Annotated in this window: 15 protein-coding genes and 1 riboswitch; of the genes, 3 read left to right on the top strand and 12 right to left on the bottom strand. The window is 48.3% G+C overall.

Annotated elements, in window-relative coordinates:
- Positions 1-94 precede the first annotated feature (94 nt).
- From cbiQ to NSU01_RS09685, 3 genes are read right to left on the bottom strand one after another with little or no spacing between them, the layout of a single operon-like run.
- Positions 95-883 (bottom strand): cobalt ECF transporter T component CbiQ, encoded by a 789-nt coding sequence (cbiQ, locus tag NSU01_RS09695; protein ID WP_076242649.1) that lies wholly within the window; start codon positions 881-883, stop codon positions 95-97.
- Positions 880-1,176 carry an energy-coupling factor ABC transporter substrate-binding protein gene (locus NSU01_RS09690; protein WP_042135118.1) on the bottom strand — a complete coding sequence of 99 codons (297 nt, stop codon included), beginning with the start codon at positions 1,174-1,176 and terminating at the stop codon, positions 880-882. The genes cbiQ and NSU01_RS09690 overlap by 4 nt, the downstream gene beginning before the upstream one ends.
- Entirely contained in the window at positions 1,176-1,940 is a 765-nt protein-coding gene (locus NSU01_RS09685) for an energy-coupling factor ABC transporter permease (protein WP_042135116.1), read from the bottom strand. Before NSU01_RS09685 ends, NSU01_RS09690 begins: the two co-directional genes overlap by 1 nt.
- A gap of 273 nt (positions 1,941-2,213) precedes the next feature.
- Positions 2,214-2,410, bottom strand: a riboswitch (cobalamin riboswitch).
- 162 nt (positions 2,411-2,572) lie between these two features.
- On the opposite strand from NSU01_RS09685, the gene NSU01_RS09680 reads away from it, so the two are divergent.
- On the top strand, positions 2,573-3,514 hold the full coding sequence (locus NSU01_RS09680) for an ArsR family transcriptional regulator (protein WP_042135114.1): 942 nt from the start codon (positions 2,573-2,575) through the stop codon (positions 3,512-3,514).
- 105 nt (positions 3,515-3,619) lie between these two features.
- Here NSU01_RS09680 and NSU01_RS09675 read toward each other — a convergent pair whose 3' ends face one another.
- From NSU01_RS09675 to NSU01_RS09660, 4 genes are all read right to left on the bottom strand, one after another.
- Positions 3,620-3,895, bottom strand: a complete 276-nt coding sequence (locus NSU01_RS09675; RefSeq protein WP_042135112.1) for a DUF6171 family protein — start codon at positions 3,893-3,895, stop codon at positions 3,620-3,622.
- A 16-nt stretch (positions 3,896-3,911) separates the two neighbouring features.
- Positions 3,912-5,408 carry an alpha-N-arabinofuranosidase gene (locus NSU01_RS09670; RefSeq protein ID WP_076242648.1) on the bottom strand — a complete coding sequence of 499 codons (1,497 nt, stop codon included), beginning with the start codon at positions 5,406-5,408 and terminating at the stop codon, positions 3,912-3,914.
- A 254-nt stretch (positions 5,409-5,662) separates the two neighbouring features.
- Positions 5,663-6,355 (bottom strand): class D sortase, encoded by a 693-nt coding sequence (locus tag NSU01_RS09665; protein ID WP_076242647.1) that lies wholly within the window; start codon positions 6,353-6,355, stop codon positions 5,663-5,665.
- The gene (locus NSU01_RS09660; protein WP_039303263.1) at positions 6,348-6,737 is read right to left on the bottom strand and encodes an LPXTG cell wall anchor domain-containing protein; all 390 of its coding nucleotides are present in this window, start codon (positions 6,735-6,737) and stop codon (positions 6,348-6,350) included. The genes NSU01_RS09665 and NSU01_RS09660 overlap by 8 nt, the downstream gene beginning before the upstream one ends.
- A gap of 34 nt (positions 6,738-6,771) precedes the next feature.
- Here NSU01_RS09660 and NSU01_RS09655 point away from each other — a divergent pair, with 34 nt between their 5' ends.
- Positions 6,772-7,287, top strand: coding sequence for a hypothetical protein (locus tag NSU01_RS09655; protein WP_339302999.1), 516 nt, complete (start codon positions 6,772-6,774; stop codon positions 7,285-7,287).
- Between the two features lie 843 nt (positions 7,288-8,130).
- Positions 8,131-8,541, top strand: a complete 411-nt coding sequence (locus NSU01_RS09650; protein ID WP_076242645.1) for a peptide deformylase — start codon at positions 8,131-8,133, stop codon at positions 8,539-8,541.
- A 124-nt stretch (positions 8,542-8,665) separates the two neighbouring features.
- Here NSU01_RS09650 and NSU01_RS09645 read toward each other — a convergent pair whose 3' ends face one another.
- The 5 genes from NSU01_RS09645 to NSU01_RS09625 all read right to left on the bottom strand — a co-directional run bounded on the left by NSU01_RS09645 (position 8,666) and on the right by NSU01_RS09625 (position 16,419).
- The gene (locus NSU01_RS09645; RefSeq protein ID WP_042135106.1) at positions 8,666-9,607 is read right to left on the bottom strand and encodes a 5'-3' exonuclease H3TH domain-containing protein; all 942 of its coding nucleotides are present in this window, start codon (positions 9,605-9,607) and stop codon (positions 8,666-8,668) included.
- A gap of 130 nt (positions 9,608-9,737) precedes the next feature.
- Positions 9,738-10,664, bottom strand: coding sequence for an EAL domain-containing protein (locus NSU01_RS09640; RefSeq protein ID WP_052421746.1), 927 nt, complete (start codon positions 10,662-10,664; stop codon positions 9,738-9,740).
- Between the two features lie 10 nt (positions 10,665-10,674).
- The gene (locus NSU01_RS09635; RefSeq protein ID WP_076242644.1) at positions 10,675-12,387 is read right to left on the bottom strand and encodes a HAMP domain-containing methyl-accepting chemotaxis protein; all 1,713 of its coding nucleotides are present in this window, start codon (positions 12,385-12,387) and stop codon (positions 10,675-10,677) included.
- An 85-nt stretch (positions 12,388-12,472) separates the two neighbouring features.
- Positions 12,473-13,201, bottom strand: a complete 729-nt coding sequence (locus NSU01_RS09630) for a response regulator transcription factor (protein ID WP_076242643.1) — start codon at positions 13,199-13,201, stop codon at positions 12,473-12,475.
- Positions 13,198-16,419 carry a response regulator gene (locus tag NSU01_RS09625; protein ID WP_083705138.1) on the bottom strand — a complete coding sequence of 1,074 codons (3,222 nt, stop codon included), beginning with the start codon at positions 16,417-16,419 and terminating at the stop codon, positions 13,198-13,200. The genes NSU01_RS09630 and NSU01_RS09625 overlap by 4 nt, the downstream gene beginning before the upstream one ends.
- Positions 16,420-16,554: the final 135 nt, after the last annotated feature.

Below are 16,554 nucleotides of genomic sequence, written 5' to 3'. Positions count from 1 at the left end.
AATCTTGGAATACATCCGATATTCCGGGGAAATTGTTGTACTTTGGGCATGATTTCAACAAAGCCAGCAGATTTCCTGCACTAAAATCTTAAATTCAACCCCGCAGCCACAGCCAAAGCTGCGCCAGCGCCAGCACAGCGATCCCGGCATACGCCCGGACCGCATAACGCCGCGGCACAGGCCGCGCGGTATACGGCGGCAGAATGATCTCCCCCGTGAACCCGCGGGTCAGCAGCCCCTGCGACAATCCGTAATAACGGTGCATCGTATTGCCGAAGAGGGCCGCGGTCATGGCCGCAGTCTCCCGCAGCCTGGCCTTATACCCTCTGCGGCCGCCGCGCAGCCTCCGGGCCAGCATCAGCCCGTGCGCCGCATCATTCAGCAGGAACAGGAAGCGGTACATGATCAGCATCAGCTCCAGCACAATCTGCGGCATACGCAGCTTGCGCAGCACCTGCAGAAGCTCGCTGAACGGGGTGGTGAACATCAGGAAGAAGAAGCAGCTCATGCAGGCCGAGATTCTGGCCAGCAGTTCACCGGCCCGCTCCAGCCCTGCTGCCGTGATATACACCGGAAGAGGCGGCCCCGAAATCCGGAATATGCCAGCTTCCCCGGCAGCCGGGTGGCCGAATTCCACGAGCAGCGCCGGTACACTAAGGCAATAGAACAGCAGCGCCGTGCCAAACAACAGCCCGTAGGCGCGATAGGGAATTTTGGCATGCAGGATGCACCAGGACATCATCCACAGCGTAATCACAAGCTGCAGCACCGGATGCACGGTATAGGAGAGCAGGAACATCAGTGCCGCGAACGAGCTTTTCCACATGGGAGACAGCTGCCTCAAGGCATTATTATAAGAAAGGACATCAATTCGTCTGATCACTTGCTGATGCTGTTCTGCTTCGCCTGGCCTTGTTTCCCTTTCAGCAGCCCCAGTGAATATCCGATCACCCCGGCGCCAATCGCCGCCTGCAATGCGAACAGCATACTCTCCGTCTCACCCGGAAGCTCGGTCAGCGGCTTGAACCAGGGTTCATATTCGGGGTTAATCTCTGTGATCACACCCTCGGCAGCATCATCGGCCCCGCCGAAATCACCACTCACGAACAGCAGCGGCAAGACACACAGCAGGACAACAGCCAGCAGCATCAATCCATTTTTCCATTTATTGCTCATTATGCATTTCCCCCTTTGACCTTACGTTTCAGGAGCGACATTTCATTCGGACTGTACGATTTCAGCCAGTTCCACAATAATACGGTCAGCAGCCCTTCGCTGATGGCCAGCGGAATCTGCGTCACGGCAAAGATCCCCCCGAATTTGAGAAAAGACGCCAGGACTCCGCCATCCGCAGCCGGAAAAGCCACCGCAAGCTGGAAGGAAGTCACTACATAAGTCATCAGATCGGCAACCGCCGCTGCACAGAATAAGGCCAGCTTCTCGCGGTCCGGCAGCTTCATCATCAGCTTATAGACTGCATATCCGGCAAAAGGCCCCGCGACCGCCATCGAGAACGCATTCGCCCCCAGCGTAGTGATCCCCCCGTGCGCCAGAAGCAGCGCCTGAAACAACAGCACGATCGAGCCGATCACGCCCATCGGCAACGGTCCCAGCATAACTGCGCCAAGTCCGGTACCTGTAGGATGCGAGCTGCTTCCGGTAACGGAAGGCATTTTGAGCGCCGATAAGACGAAGGTGAACGCCCCTGCCAGACCGAGCAGCAGCTTCAGCTCCGGATTCTCCCTGGTCATCGATCTAAGCCTGATAATCCCGAGTATGAAGAACGGTAAGAACGCCACCCACCAGAACACGGCCCAGCCTACCGGCAGAAACCCTTCCATAATGTGCATAGCCTGGGCCGTTCCCGGTTCATTCAGCATAAAGTACACTGTAAATCCGGCAATCAGCGCCGCAAAACTCCAAAATCCGCGTTTCTTCATTTGTCAGCCTCCAAGTTTCTTTAATATAGCAAACCCAAAAAACTCCCGCCCTTCAGGGTGGGAGTGTATGTACGCAGGTATGATTCGATAGAGAGCACTGCCGTGCGCCAACAAGGGGTTCTGCACCCGGTCGCTCCGCATGGGCCGCTCAACGCTGTGTCTGCATAACATTGAACCGGCTCTGATCTTGATCTTCAAGATTCCCTCCGGTCCTGCAGGCACATCGCTTCATCTCATTAACCTATCCGTACACCGCTCCTATCCGCGTAGAGTCGTGGTGTGCGTAATCAAGGTAGGTCTCCTGGCTTGGAATACGGGCGCTATATCCTTCGTCTTCCCCGGGGTTCTCCCCGAGTGACATCATGAAGTTCAGCTCTTCCTTACAGTGGCGGGACCGCTCGGGACTTGCACCCGATTCCCTGTTATCCCTTGCCTGATCCGGCAAGAGCACCTTGTTACATCGCTAATCCATCCTACATCATAGCGGAACAGGCTCTGCATGTCTGTGATAAAATTGGAGCGGCTGCGAGGCGCAGTATTCATTTGCTTGTAAGGCAGCGTTCATTTGCTTGTAAGAATGTCATTTGAGTAATATAATTATTAACTATATAACCTGAACGTGGAGGCAGCGCATGAAACTTGATCTAACCGACCAATCTTTACCCGTGTACGAAGCGTTATCCAGTGCTGTGCGCCTGCAGATGCTGCGGCTCCTGTCCGAACAGCCTATGAACGTCAAGGAACTGGCCGGGGCGCTGAAGCTCAGCAGTGCCATTATGACGATGCATGTGCGCAAGCTGGAAGCTGCCGGACTGATCCGCAGCCACATGGCTCCCGGGCGCAGCGGACTACAGAAGATTTGTACACTGGCCGCCGAGAGTGCTGAGATTATTTTCCCTGGACAAGCCAGAACACAGCGCAGAGGCTACCGTAAGGAAATACCCGTGGGCCACTACTCTGATTTCCAGATTGAACCGACCTGCGGATTATCTACAACCGAGCGGGTAATCGGCAACTTTGACGATCCGCGGTATTTCTGGGATCAGGAGCGGGTGAATGCAGGCATCCTGTGGTTCGGCAAAGGATTCGTGGAATATAAAATCCCGAACTTCCTGCTGTCCAGCCAGAAGCCTGAGGAGCTGGTCATCACGATGGAGATTGCCTCCGAAGCCCCGTCCATCAATAATAACTGGCCTTCCGACATCACCTTCACACTGAACGGACAGCGGCTCGGTTTCTGGACCAGCCCCGGCGACTACGGGGACAGCCCGGGCAAATACACTCCTGCCTGGTGGCCTGCGCTCACCAACCAATATGGACTGCTTAAGCAGCTGAGGATTACTCCGGCGGGCACGTTCATGGACGGTCAGAAGCTGTCAGAGGTTACACTGGAGCAGGTCGGTATCCGTGATAAGCAGTGGACGTTCAAGGTCTCTGTGGAAGAGGATGCGGAGCATATCGGCGGCCTTACCTTATTCGGCAAGGGGTTCGGCAACTATAACGAGGATCTTGTGTTTGAGCTCTTTTATACAGATGCAGTTGATGCTTCGGCAAGTGCCAGTCTGGCGGAATGACCCAAACAGGATGGTGCAGCAAACAGCGGCAGCGGGAGACCTTAAGCTCAGGTCCCCCGCTGCCGCTGTTGTGGTTACGGGTGTATTGCAGGACAGCTTTGCAGTTTAACCAGTCACCGGCTGCCACAGGCCGCCGCCCGGCAGCGGACAGCCGCGTGCCTTCAGCCGGGCTACAACCGGTATAATACAGCCGCAGGCAATGCAGGTTACGCCATCCTGCAGCTTGGGACAAGCTCCGCATAGGGCAACCCGCTCGGCGTATACTTCGTCCGGGGCTGTATTCTCCGGATTGAACATGGAGGAGGCGAGAATCCGGGCAATCTGCGCTTCCGTCACCTTGTACTCTTCCCGGCATCCCTTGCATGCTGAGGTTGTAGTCATGCTGCGCTCCCTCCCGTTAAGCTCCCGGAGTAATTGCCAGTACTGTCACCGACATTGGCGGCAGTTCAACCGTAAGCGTGTCGCCTTCAAGCTGGAAGGCGGTGAACGGCTGCGGTACTACCGCTTCCGGCTGCCCGAAGGTATTGTGGGCATCGATGGAAGACCCTGCAAGTGTAGTGCCGCTTACGGCTGCTGACTGTCCAGCCAGTCCGCGCAGCTCCAGCGGCAATACTGCCGGTGCAGCGTGATTCAGGTTGCACAGGCTGACGTGAATGACGCCCTCTGCTGTTACGGAAGCTGAAGCAGATACTTCAGGAATCTCCACGCCCTCATAGCTGTAAACCGGGCTGTCGATCGTCAGATCCAGCAGCTCCGCATCCTGATGTACTTTATACATATTGAATACATGGTAGGTTGGAGTCAGAAGCATTTTCTCGCCTTCGGTCAGAATTACAGCCTGCAGCACGTTTACAGTCTGGGCAATGTTCGCCATCCGTACACGGTCGCTGTGCTTGTGGAAGATATTCAGGGTCAGACCGGCAACCAGCGCATCACGGATCGTGTTCTGCTGGTAGAGGAATCCAGGGTTCGTACCGGGTTCCACATCATACCAGGTGCCCCATTCATCAACGATCAGGCCCACTCTTTTGTCCGGATCGTATTTGTCCATAATGACACTGTGGCGGGTAACCAGCTCATCCATGAACAGCGCCTTCTTCAATGTGTTGAAATATTCATCCGTTCCATAGCCGGTAGCCGCACCTTTATTAGCCCAATCCGAAGTCGGCAGGGTGTAGTAATGCAGGGTAAGCGAATCCATGAAGCGGGTGGCTTCGCGCATCAGTACTTCGGTCCAGTTATAGTCATCCGAGTTCGCACCGCAGGCGATCCGGTGAATCTTGTTATCCCCATAGTTGCGCACATAAGTCTGATATTGGCGGTACAGGTCAGCATAATACTCAGGACGCATATTGCCGCCGCAGCCCCAGTTCTCATTGCCCACGCCGAAGTAAGCTACACTCCAGGCCTCTTCCTGTCCATTCTTCTGGCGCAGCTCAGCCATCGGCGATACACCGTTAAAGGTCAGATACTCAACCCACTCGGACATCTCCTGTACCGTTCCGCTCCCTACATTGCCGTTGATGTACGGCTCACATTCCAGCATGGCGCAGAGCCGCATGAATTCATGTGTACCAAAATGATTGTTCTCAACCGCACCGCCCCAATGGGTATTGATCATGCGCTTGCGTTCTTCACTTGGGCCAATGCCGTCCTTCCAGTGATATTCATCGGCGAAGCAGCCGCCCGGCCAACGCAATACGGGAATCTTCATTTCCTTAAGCGCTTCCACCACATCGTTACGGATACCGTTCGTGTTCGGAATCGGTGAATCCTCGCCAACCCAGATACCTTCATAAATACAGCGGCCCAGATGCTCAGCGAAATGTCCGTAGATGTTGCGGTTAATTGTGCCTTTGCGGATGTCAGTGTTCAGTAAAATGCGTTCTGCCATTTCAGTTAACGCTCCTCTTTAAGTTAATATATTTGTTAATCATTTAACACTTATATTAATATTATAGTCAGGCTTCCGCTGGTTCGTCAATCTTTAAATTAAGTGGCTCGTGCACCGTTTCTTAAGAATCCTTCCATCCATCGCTGCAGTGGCGCATAGGATAAAGTACTGCTTTGGGTGGTCAGACCCGTTTTCCCTCCAAAAAAATCCCTTGACACCGAGCTGTCAAAGGATAAGGGTAAGCCGAAAGATCTTCATGTTGTGGGGGAACGGACTTCAGCGATCAGGTCTGCGACGAGAATATAACGGTCGGGAGCCGCGCCGATAAAGTGAAAGGGATAGCAGGTACTTACGGTTAGGACAGCGTGGTCTGTAGGTACAATAATCGTTTTATCATCTTTATCAACAATCCGTATAGTACTTATCTTATAGGTGAAAGAACCCGCTGATGTATCAACGACAAGCTCGTTCCCTATTTCCAGTTCGCCTAATTTAGCAAAGACAGTATCCCGGTGTCCGGATAGAACCGAATTGTTATTCTCACCCGGCAGGACGCTTTCCGAGAAATGTCCAATTCCCTCCTCCAGCTCATCCTCGTCTGTCCCGTGTATAATCGGAAGAATTTGCTGTAAAGCCGGAATTTTCAGCTTTCCGATAACATCGCCTTCAAGCGGCCTTATGGGATAAAGGATATCCTCCTGCGGCGGTATGCTGCTGGAATCGCTTCCTTCTACCGGAACGGCGATGCTGCTCTTTACACTATTGCGCAGATCAGCCTGAATTGGGATTCGATCAGTATTCTCATTATAATCAACGGGAACGGTTTGCGCCTGGATATGAATCAGGGCCCAAGAGATAGACAAGATCCCCAGAATCATTGATCCCAGGGAGATAATGTATATCTGTTTTCCGGCTTTTACTTTATGCTCAGTGTGCCGTTTATTCACGAAGCTTTCTCCTCCATAAGATTACTCCTCCCATTATGGTTAATAGAGATCCGGAGAGAAGCAAGTTGTACCACGGCGTCGCGGTAGCCGGAAGCTGGCCTCCGGTGACTGTAGGTACAGATACGGGAACCGCCTCAAACTTAAACACTGTTCCGTTATGGGAAGTGAATCTCACCAGAATATTATAAGTCCCTACCGGTGCTTTAGCGATCCTATAATTGACACTTTCAGTTCCTTCTATATTGTATAACTTCCCCCCCAGATCGAAATTCCACACTCCTGTTTCTTCTTGATTATCAGGGAGCTTTGCATCAATAATCATATCCCCGTCCGGAAGTAAGCCTACTTTAACCCATTCCGTTTCAACAATCCAAGCAGGCACTGCCGGCAGCTCCGCAGGAGATGAAGCAGCAGGAGTGTTGACAGGTGAAGCAGCGGGGCCTGGCATTGCTGTAGCCGGTATTGGTGTGGCCGTAGCTGGTATTGGCATTGCTGTAGCTGGTACTGGCGTTGCCGTGGCCGGTATTGGTATTGCCGTAGCTGGTACTGGTGTTGCCGTGGCCGGTACTGGCGTTACCGGAGCTGGTACTGGCGTTGCCGTGGCCGGTACTGGCTTTGCCGTGGCCGGTATTGGTATTGCCGTAGCTGGTACTGGCGTTGCCGGAGCCGGTACTGGCGTTGCTGTAGCCGGTACTGGCGTTGCCGTAGCCGGTACTGGCGTTGCCGTAGCTGGTACTGGCGTTGCCGTAGCTGGTATTGGCGTTGCCGTAGCTGGTACTGGCGGTTGTACCGGTGGTTCCACAGGCGGCTCCTGTACACAAGCCGGAACAGTAATGTTAGACGGGCCCGGGCCAGTGAATGTAACTGCATCTTGTGACAGAATTCTGCCATTTATAATAGTATTAATACCAACCGTTGTTGCTGAAGATTGACTCAATAAACTGCCATTGAACTCCGTATTTGCCGCGAGTGTCGCGGCCCCGTTTACCACCCAATAGATATTACAGGCTTGTGCCCCGTCTGTTAATAGAATCTTCGTACCGGCCGTTGTATCCAATGTCCCAGCAATTTGGAAGATAAAAATATCATCACCGCTAAGCGTTACATCAGCACTGATATTAACTGCACCCGGATAATTATATATACCGGGCAGCAGGATTTCGCCTCCCAGATCTGCTCCAGCCGTTCCATTAACAGTAGGCACCTGTGAATTCGCATACACAATGGCATTACCCAAATCAATGTCAGCAGCATGATAAACACTATCATCTAAATAATTATTCCCATTTGTTATATGTGGAATTACGGTCTGAGTAATAGCTCCCGTATTTCCGGAAACGGAAGTCTCAACCGTTGTCATCGTCTTTGCAAGTAGTCCGAAAGTGGCTGCTGAACCCAAATTCATTTCTATTACCGCAGCTGAAGCGGGCAGCAAAATCCTTGAAAAAGACAGCGTGAAAACCAGCACAATTGCGGTGAGTCCTAGATATTTTAGTTTCATACGCATGCTCCCTCTTTTTTTGTTTCCAATTTTTACCATTATATCTTATTAATTCTACAGTAGTCTTGTCAAATAAGCAAAGTAAATCTGTAATTCCGTACCATACACGATATACCGCCCCTGCTGAACCGAACCCAATACACTGCAAAAAACCACCAAATACCCGAAAGTGTCTGACGGCTTTACATTATTGTTCCGGCAAGATTCATTTCACTGTCCATACAAAAGATGATATTATGGCAGTGGCAACCAAATAAAACACATGGAGAATACTATGATCAGACCCATATGTAAAGATATGACGATTCTAAGCCAGAAGTCCACACCGGCAACTAAAGAGGATCTGCCGGTGTTAGATGACCTTCTGGATACATTGCGCGCGAATGCAGACCGGTGTGTCGGCATGGCGGCTGATATGATCGGTGTCAATAAGCGCATCATCGCGTTCAGTATCGGACCAGTGAATGTCCCCATGATTAATCCGGTCATCACGGGGCGTAACAGTCCTTATGAGGCTGAGGAGGGCTGTCTCTCACATGATGGCGTACGCAGAACTATGCGCTATGATTCCATTGAGGTAGAGTTCCTCGACCGTAATTTCAAACCGCAGAAGCAGACCTTCACCGGATTTGCGGCGCAGATCATTCAGCATGAGATCGATCACTGCGACGGAATTGTAATCTGAGCCCGGCATATGGTATTCAGTTGTCAGGGATAACACAAAAAGACCCCTATCGCGAGACTTTCGCGAGGGGTCTTCTGCTTATTCAGGAGGCTCTGGCCTGCCTAAGCCTATAACTAAGCTCTTCTCAGCCCAAATCTCCGAGTTCAATCTGTACGATTCCCCGGTCATCCCGGACCTCGGCGATCCCGCCGATCAGATGCATCAGGCTGCCGAACTCCAGCTCATTGAACTTGCGTGCCGCAGTATCCCGCTGCAGTGCCCACAGACAGTCCGCCAGTTCGCAGACCACCGGCACATCGCAGCGGATTTCCGCCAGCTCCCGCGAGAGATGCAGCATATCGAGGTCAGCCTCGATTTTGGCCCGCACGCCTTTGGGCAGCAGATGCAGGTTCTCAATGACACCTTCCACGGTGCCGTATTCGGTCAGCAGCTTGGTGGCTGTTTTCTCACCGATGCCCTTAACGCCGGGATAATTGTCGCTGGTGTCTCCCATGAAGCCCTTCAGGTCAATCACCTGTGCAGGGGTGAGGCCACGTTCAGCAAGGAGCTCCGCCGGATCATACACTTTATAGTTGGAGCGGCCTTTTTTCATAATCACGACCTTGACGCTGTCATTCACCAGCTGCAGCATATCGTGGTCACCTGTGAGAATATAGACCTCTGACTCCCCGCTGTAGCACGAAGCCAGTGTACCGATGCAGTCATCTGCCTCATAACCAACCAGACCGATATTCGGCACGCCCAGCTCGGCCACTACCTCTTTCACGAGGTCAAACTGCGGAATCAGCTCCAGCGGCGCATCAATGCGGTTCGATTTGTAACCGTCATACTTCTCCGTACGGAACGTACCCTTGCCCATATCCCAGCAGCAGACCACATGTGAAGGCTCAAACGTACTCACCGCGTCGAAAAAATACTGCAAAAATCCATACACCGCATTCGTCGGAAGCCCGGCGCTGGTCTTGCGGATATATCCTCCATAAGAGGTAGCATAAAAAGCCCGGAACAGCAGAGCCATTCCATCAACGATCATTACCCGGCCCTTAGTTTCTGTTACTGTGCTCATGTGTAACCTCTCCTTGTGCATACAATTTGCATTGCGCCTCTAGGAGTATTCTATCAGAAAACTAGTAATCTTATAAGAGTGCATCCAGATTCCCACAGCTCCAATCATTGGGAGGCCCGGCCGGAATTAACTACTGTAGCACCAAATCATAGTTAAAAATCCCTTCGGACGCCAGTAAATCTTCAAAGTCTCTCACCGCTAAGGGCTTACTGTACAGGAATCCTTGAATCTCATCGCATTTATAATCAGACAGAAGCTCTAGTTCTTCCATTCGTTCCACCCCTTCAGCTATGACCTTCATACCCAGATTGTGTGCCAGGAAGATTAAAGATGATACAATCGCCTGATCACAATTGCTGCTTATCATTTCACGAATGAAGATCCGGTCAACTTTGAGTGTATCTATTGGAAAATACTTAAAATAACTTAAAGAAGATTGTCCGCTTCCAAAATCATCTATCGCGATATTCACACCGGTTGCTTTGATACTTTCTACGGTTGCTATCATGCTCTCCGTATGTGTCAGAAATCCGCTTTCTGTAATTTCAAGTTCCAGCCTGCGAGGATCTACGTTGGTTTCACGTATAATTCCAGAGAGGATACTTGGAATATCATCCATCATCAGTTGCCTGACGGACAGGTTTACTGAAATACGAATTGCTGACGTTAAATGCTCCTCCCATTTGTTCAACTGTCTGCAGGCAGAGAGGAGCACCCATTCACCAATCGGACAAATGAGCCCCGTCTCTTCAAGGATAGGAATGAAAATCTCGGGGGAGATCATTCCGAATGTGGGATGCTCCCAACGTAGCAATGCTTCAGCGCCCACAATTTTCTGTCTGGGAACATCGACCTGTGGTTGATATACGAGAAAAAATTCTTCATTTTCGAGCGCATGGTGTAGATCTTTCTCAAGCTGCTGCCGATAAAGAGGCTCCTCTGCTTTTGGGACATTGCTGATAAGTTTCCGAGATGACTTCCTGTAAGCAGTTACTCGTAAAAAAAGATAAATACAAATACCGGCGGATACAATGAATTTCAGAATTATTATCAGCATATTCTTTACCTTAATTCCTATAAATCTTGAAACCGTTTAAATTGTCGTACAAATCCTCGGCCATTTGGGCTAAGGAAGCTGAGGATGCTGATATTTCTTCCATTGATGCTAGCTGTTCTTCTGTTGCTGCTGCAATATTCTGCGTGCCGGAGGCAGAAGTTTTGGCAGAAGTATTGATCTCTTCCACCGAACGAAACACTATTTCTGTTCCTGCTGCCAGATCCTGAACTTCATTTGTGACTTCCCTGATCTGGGCGGCGACGTTATCCACAGACTCTTCAATCTGTGCAAATGCTTGCCCTGCCGAATTCACAATCTCGATCCCGCTCTCAACCTCTTTAGACGTGCGTTCCATGGATCGGACAGCTTTGCCTGTTTCCGACTGAATCGTACTGATCAGGACAGATATTTTTTGGGCCGATCCTGCTGATTGCTCAGCCAGCTTGCGGACCTCATTCGCGACAACCGCAAATCCCCGGCCATGTTCTCCAGCCCTGGCCGCTTCGATTGTTGCGTTCAGCGCGAGCAAATTGGTTTGTGCTGAAATCCCTGATATAGTGTCTACAATCTGACCTATCTCTTCTGACTGCTGTTCTAAACCATGAATAATGCTGTTCAGCTCTTCAATCGCCGCATAGATTGAACTCATTTGACTCACAGCTGTATGGACCGCTTCATTTCCCTCCAATGATAGATCTGAAGTCTGTGAGGCTGTTTCAGACATGTTCTGAGCATTCCGTTCAATAAGCTGAATACTGTCCTTCATATGTTCCATTGTTCTGGCCGTTACTTCAACCGCATGAACCTGTTGATCTGCACCTCCCGCTACTTCTTGAACGTTTGCCGCAATATTTTCACTGGCTGTGCTGGTCTGTTCCGCATTTGCCGTAAGCTGCACAGAGAACGCCGCAACCTGCTGCGAAGTCTCTGTAATCTGCCCGAACAGGTTTCTTAATACCTCGAGCATAGTATTGAGAGAATGCGTCAGTTGCCCGAGTTCATCTCTGGAACGATAACTTGCTTCTCCGGTGAAATCTCTGTTCTCCGCTTCTTTCATAAGCTTCTGTACAGCCTGCACCGGTTTTACAATCATCCTTATGATGATAATTGCGACAACAGTGCAGAGCAGACAAAAAGCGATGGACAGGATGTTTGATAACAGAATGCTTTGCTCCCCTTGTTCGCGGACCAAAGTGTTAATGGCAGCGGCACTATCCTTAAGTTTGTTTTCCAATGTGTCACCTAAAGTTAGCATTACATTCATTGTGGGTACAACATTATTTTTGTAATATTCATAGGCTTCCACATTGCGATTAACAGCCCCCAAAGCAAAGGCTTCCTGCATGGAACGGATGTATACAATAAATTCAGTTTTAATATCTTTTACAAGCTTTTTCTCCTCTTCGGTGATCCCATTCACAAGCATTCTATCCAGAATATTTGAATTCGCATTCACTAGGCTATCGAATTTTATTTTTAATTCCTTCGCCTCTTGATTTGTACTAGTCTGCATGGATTGGAACAGAATGCTTTCCATCGCCCGGTTGCCGGTACGGTAATTTAGAAAATCTGCTTCCGGCACCATCTGATCGAAATACATCGCGTTAGAATTATCAACCATTTTTGTCAACGATACATATCCAAGAGCAGATTGTGCAACCATGGCTACAATAAAGACTCCGATCAACAGAAACAGTTTTGTTGCTACTTTTAGATTACGCACAGTTCTATCCCCTTCCTATCACTTACATCTCCCTTTCATGATAGAGCAGAGGTATTAAAACATTTCTTGTAAAAGTATTAGGAATCTATGTCTTTTCTTCATATTTATTGAATTTATTCAGCGAAAATTTATAGCCTATTCCCCAAACTGTTTTAATATATTTCGGATTTTTTGGATCTAGTTCAATTTTATTTCTGAGCTTCATAACATGCACATCAATTGAGCGTTCATTCACTAATGTATGGATTCCACGCAGATAAATGATCAGTTCCTCCCGCGAGAACACCCGCTCCGGATGGTTATAAAGGAGTTTCATAATTTCAAATTCGGTAAAGGTTGTCTCTACTATTTTCCCTTGAACTTTAATGGACCGGTATTCATGTTCAATAACAATGCTTTTATCTTCCGGTCTGGAAATTGAATGACTTCCATCAGCCTCTTTATAATTTGATCTCTGATACGCTCTCCGTAAAATGGCATTCATTCTGGCTAACAGCTCCTTCATGCTGAAGGGCTTGCATAAATAATCATCCGCCCCGGCGTTTAAGGCTTCGACACGGCTCATGACTTCGGTATTCATAGAAATAATTACGATGGGCACCACAGATTCTTTACGAATCTCTCTGCAAACCTCAATGCCGTTTAAGTCAGGCAGCACTAAATCAATGATCACAAGATCGGGTTGCTTTTCCTCAATAAGAGCAAGTCCTCCGGTTCCTGTATCTACTCTGTAAACAATATTGCCTTCTTCTGCAAGATACATCTTTATCATGTCACCGATAATCATGTCATCCTCAATAAGTATTACTTTCATAATAAAACCCTCTCATGATCAAGTACATCCTTGCTGTCACCAGGATATGCATTATCTAAATAGTGCTGTATAGAAGAGATGATCCCCAGAAGCTCATCCTCCAAATTGTCCAATCCATTCTGGAGATCAGCATCCTGCTCTAGTTCTAATTCAAGCCTCATTGCAGCTATCAGCAGCCGGTCGGCACACAGATTCCCTGCCACACCCTTAAAGGTATGAAGCATCCGATGATATCCAGTTAAATCGTCATTGTTCAGGGCATCCCGCAGTTGTTCAACAAAAAGCTTATAGTCACGAATAAACACAGTGAACATATAACGTACAATATATTCTTTTCCGCTAACTCTTTGCAAAAGCAATTGATAATCTATTCCTTTGACACGTCTGTTCAGTAACGCAATTAGTGCATCGACCTGAAGCGGCTTGGTCAATACACCGTTCATCCCAATGCGGTAATACATTTCATGCTCTTCCTTTACAGTATTTGCGGTCAGGGCTATGACGGGCAGGTGGTCATACTCGCGGTTCTGCCGTATCTTCTTCGTCACCTCAATTCCACTAAGTTCAGGCATATGAATGTCCAGTAAAAGCAAGTCCCATCCCCCATGTTCCAGTAAAGCCAGAGCCTCCTTACCATCATTTGCTGCGGTTACCTCAAAGCCGTATGAAGTCAGAAGCTCTGTGACAACAAGCTGATTAATTTCGTTATCTTCTGCTAACAGAATTTTCCGCTGAATCCCGGGTAAGGAAAGCTTCCCGCTACCCTTAATCTCATGCGGTGAATCCGGTTCATTCTTGAACAAGGTGTACATGGCCTGGTACAGGCCGTTACGGCTAACGGGCATTAGAATTAGAGCATCCGGCTGCAGACTCGCAGGCAATTTCGAAATCCCATCACGTACCTCTGCCGTTGAAATTGCAACATAGCGAACGGGATGTGTATGATGTATTTTCTGAAGCTGCAGCCAGTCGTTCAACCCTTCCCGCTCATTCATACTTAAATCAACCACAATCACTTCAACAGGCAGATGAGAATAAACAAGATCCGATTGTTCACATGCCGCAACATCAAAGTTCATTGATTCCAGCATAGAGCATAACCCGTTTCTAACCGCAGCATTGTTCTCAATGACAAGAACTTTGGTTTGTGAAAATTCCATCCGCTCCTCCAGCTGAAGCAATTCATCCGGTCGTGCATATTCAAAGGGAATGGTAAAGGAAAACTTACTGCCCTGTCCCGGCTCGCTGCTGATTTCAATATCTCCTCCCATCAGTTCAACAAAGTATTTGCAGATCGGAAGTCCCAGGCCGGTTCCTCCACCCATCTGTCTGGAATAATGTCTGACCTGCATGAAGGGTTCAAACAGATGATCGATCTGATCGCTCGTAAGCCCGATGCCCGTATCTTCTACCGAGAATTCCAAATGAATAATATCTTCTTCATATCTTACGGGTTCAACCTTGACGTATATATGCCCCCTATCCGTAAATTTAATGGCATTGTTTATCATATTGATAAGAATTTGTTCAACGCGCAGAGAATCACCATAGAGCATCTCCGGAATATCCGCCGATGTATCAATAATGAACTTTAGCTGTTTCGATCCGAGAAGCACGGCAAGAATATCCGATAATTCCTGCATCAGCTGATGCAGATTAAAATTAACCTTTTGCAGTTCAATTTTACCGGCCTCAATCTTCGAGAGATCAAGAACATCATTAATAATACCAAGCAAGGTATGGGACGAGGAGAGAATTTTGTTCAAATAATCTTTTTGCACCGGAGACATTTCCTGTCTAGTCAAAAGCTCCGTGAGACCTATGATTCCGCTAAGCGGGGTACGTATTTCATGGCTCATGCGGGCAAGAAACTCGCTTTTTGCCTTATTAGCTTCGTCAGCCGCCCTGCTTTTCTTCACATGGGTAATATCATGCCCAGTGGTTATAACCCCTATTACTTCCTCTTTCATGTTAAAGAACGGAGACAAAGTGACATCATATTGATGTTCTCTCCTGGCTGATCTAAAGCTGTATTCAAATCTCTCCATCGTTCCATTTGAGATGACCTGTCTGAAGTAATAGAGCCATTGCTCAACATGCTCACCCGCTGGCATCTGTTCTGTTATCATTGTCCCAATCAGGCTCTCAGGCGATATTCGAAGCGTCTCGGCCACTTTATTATTTACAGATGTAATTCGTCCCTGCACATCAAACCACACTATGAAATCCTGGGTGCTCTCCACAAGCGAACGGTATAACTCCTCACTCTCTTTAAGCTTCTTCTCTGATTCCATGCGCTGGGAAATATCTATAACAGAGCCGATGATAGCGCCAACGATGTTGTCATAGAAAACTGGATTCAGATTGATAAGCAGCGTATGCTCCTTAAATAATATTTCAAATGTCTGCGGTTCTCCGGCCCAGGCCTTTTCCTTTTGAATCTTCATAAAAATACTTAGATCCTCAGGGAATAAATCCAGTCTATCAAGTGTCTTGCCGACGAGTTCACTGGAGGAAATCCCCAGTTCAACACACAAGGCACCTCCGGCGATTTTATATTTGAATTCTTCATTTTCTCTGGTCAATTTATAGATAAATCCAGGTTGCAGATGAAGAATCTCTAACAGATCGCTTTGCATCTCATCGAACCGTTGCTTCAGCCTCTGGGCATTGCACATATAGAATAACTTTGCCGCGATAAATAACCCGGATGCCTCATACACGGCCAAAAATTGCAGACTGGCGGATAAAGAATGTGAGTTGTCAATATAATTATAAAATAATATCAACAGAAGATTGGTCACGGTGACTAAGATGATCCACTGCTTCCAGAAGGAGTGAATATAGCGGATGGTTATATTGCAAACAATAAAAATGATGGACACATCAATAATCCCCACTATCATCATCTTTATGGATGGCTCATAAATAAGACGGGGAAGGATAATTAACAAAGCCGCCAATGCTGATGCGAATGGGCCGCCAATGGAAGCAGCAATGAGTATGGGGATGGTACTCAGGTCCGCAATCAGGCAATTATTAAAGGGATGACTAACAGCATATATTAGAATGACGCCCACAAGGCCCTGGTATATCCCCACTTTCCAAGTGTAGCCTGTTAAAACCCTCAGATTAATGTTTACCCTCATCATAAAGTGCTCGAAAAAAAACGTAAAAATCGTCAACAGGCAAAAACTGAGAATCAAATCACGAATCAACTCACTACCACCTTATAAATACATTATTGGTTTGTATTTGGCAATTTTAAGATCAACATGATTATATACAAAAAATGTCGAACAATATACACCGTTCGACAAAATGCCACACATTTCAACATTTGTTTGATATTT

The organism is Paenibacillus sp. FSL H8-0259 (genome assembly GCF_037963255.1).
Classification (GTDB): Bacteria; Bacillota; Bacilli; order Paenibacillales; family Paenibacillaceae; genus Paenibacillus_AQ; species Paenibacillus_AQ phytohabitans.
The sequence above is the reverse complement of the archived record's forward strand: the minus strand, read 5'-3'. Positions and strand labels throughout refer to the sequence as shown.

Bases quoted from the DNA above. Each gene is read 5' to 3' on its own strand.
- NSU01_RS09670 (WP_076242648.1), bottom strand. From the start codon at position 5,408: ATGGCAGAACGCATTTTACTGAACACTGACATCCGCAAAGGCACAATT.
- NSU01_RS09685 (WP_042135116.1), bottom strand. From the start codon at position 1,940: ATGAAGAAACGCGGATTTTGGAGTTTTGCGGCGCTGATTGCCGGATTT.
- NSU01_RS09630 (WP_076242643.1), bottom strand. From the start codon at position 13,201: ATGAAAGTAATACTTATTGAGGATGACATGATTATCGGTGACATGATA.
- NSU01_RS09650 (WP_076242645.1), top strand. From the start codon at position 8,131: ATGATCAGACCCATATGTAAAGATATGACGATTCTAAGCCAGAAGTCC.
- NSU01_RS09675 (WP_042135112.1), bottom strand. From the start codon at position 3,895: ATGACTACAACCTCAGCATGCAAGGGATGCCGGGAAGAGTACAAGGTG.
- NSU01_RS09690 (WP_042135118.1), bottom strand. From the start codon at position 1,176: ATGAGCAATAAATGGAAAAATGGATTGATGCTGCTGGCTGTTGTCCTG.
- NSU01_RS09680 (WP_042135114.1), top strand. From the start codon at position 2,573: ATGAAACTTGATCTAACCGACCAATCTTTACCCGTGTACGAAGCGTTA.
- NSU01_RS09645 (WP_042135106.1), bottom strand. From the start codon at position 9,607: ATGAGCACAGTAACAGAAACTAAGGGCCGGGTAATGATCGTTGATGGA.
- NSU01_RS09640 (WP_052421746.1), bottom strand. From the start codon at position 10,664: ATGCTGATAATAATTCTGAAATTCATTGTATCCGCCGGTATTTGTATT.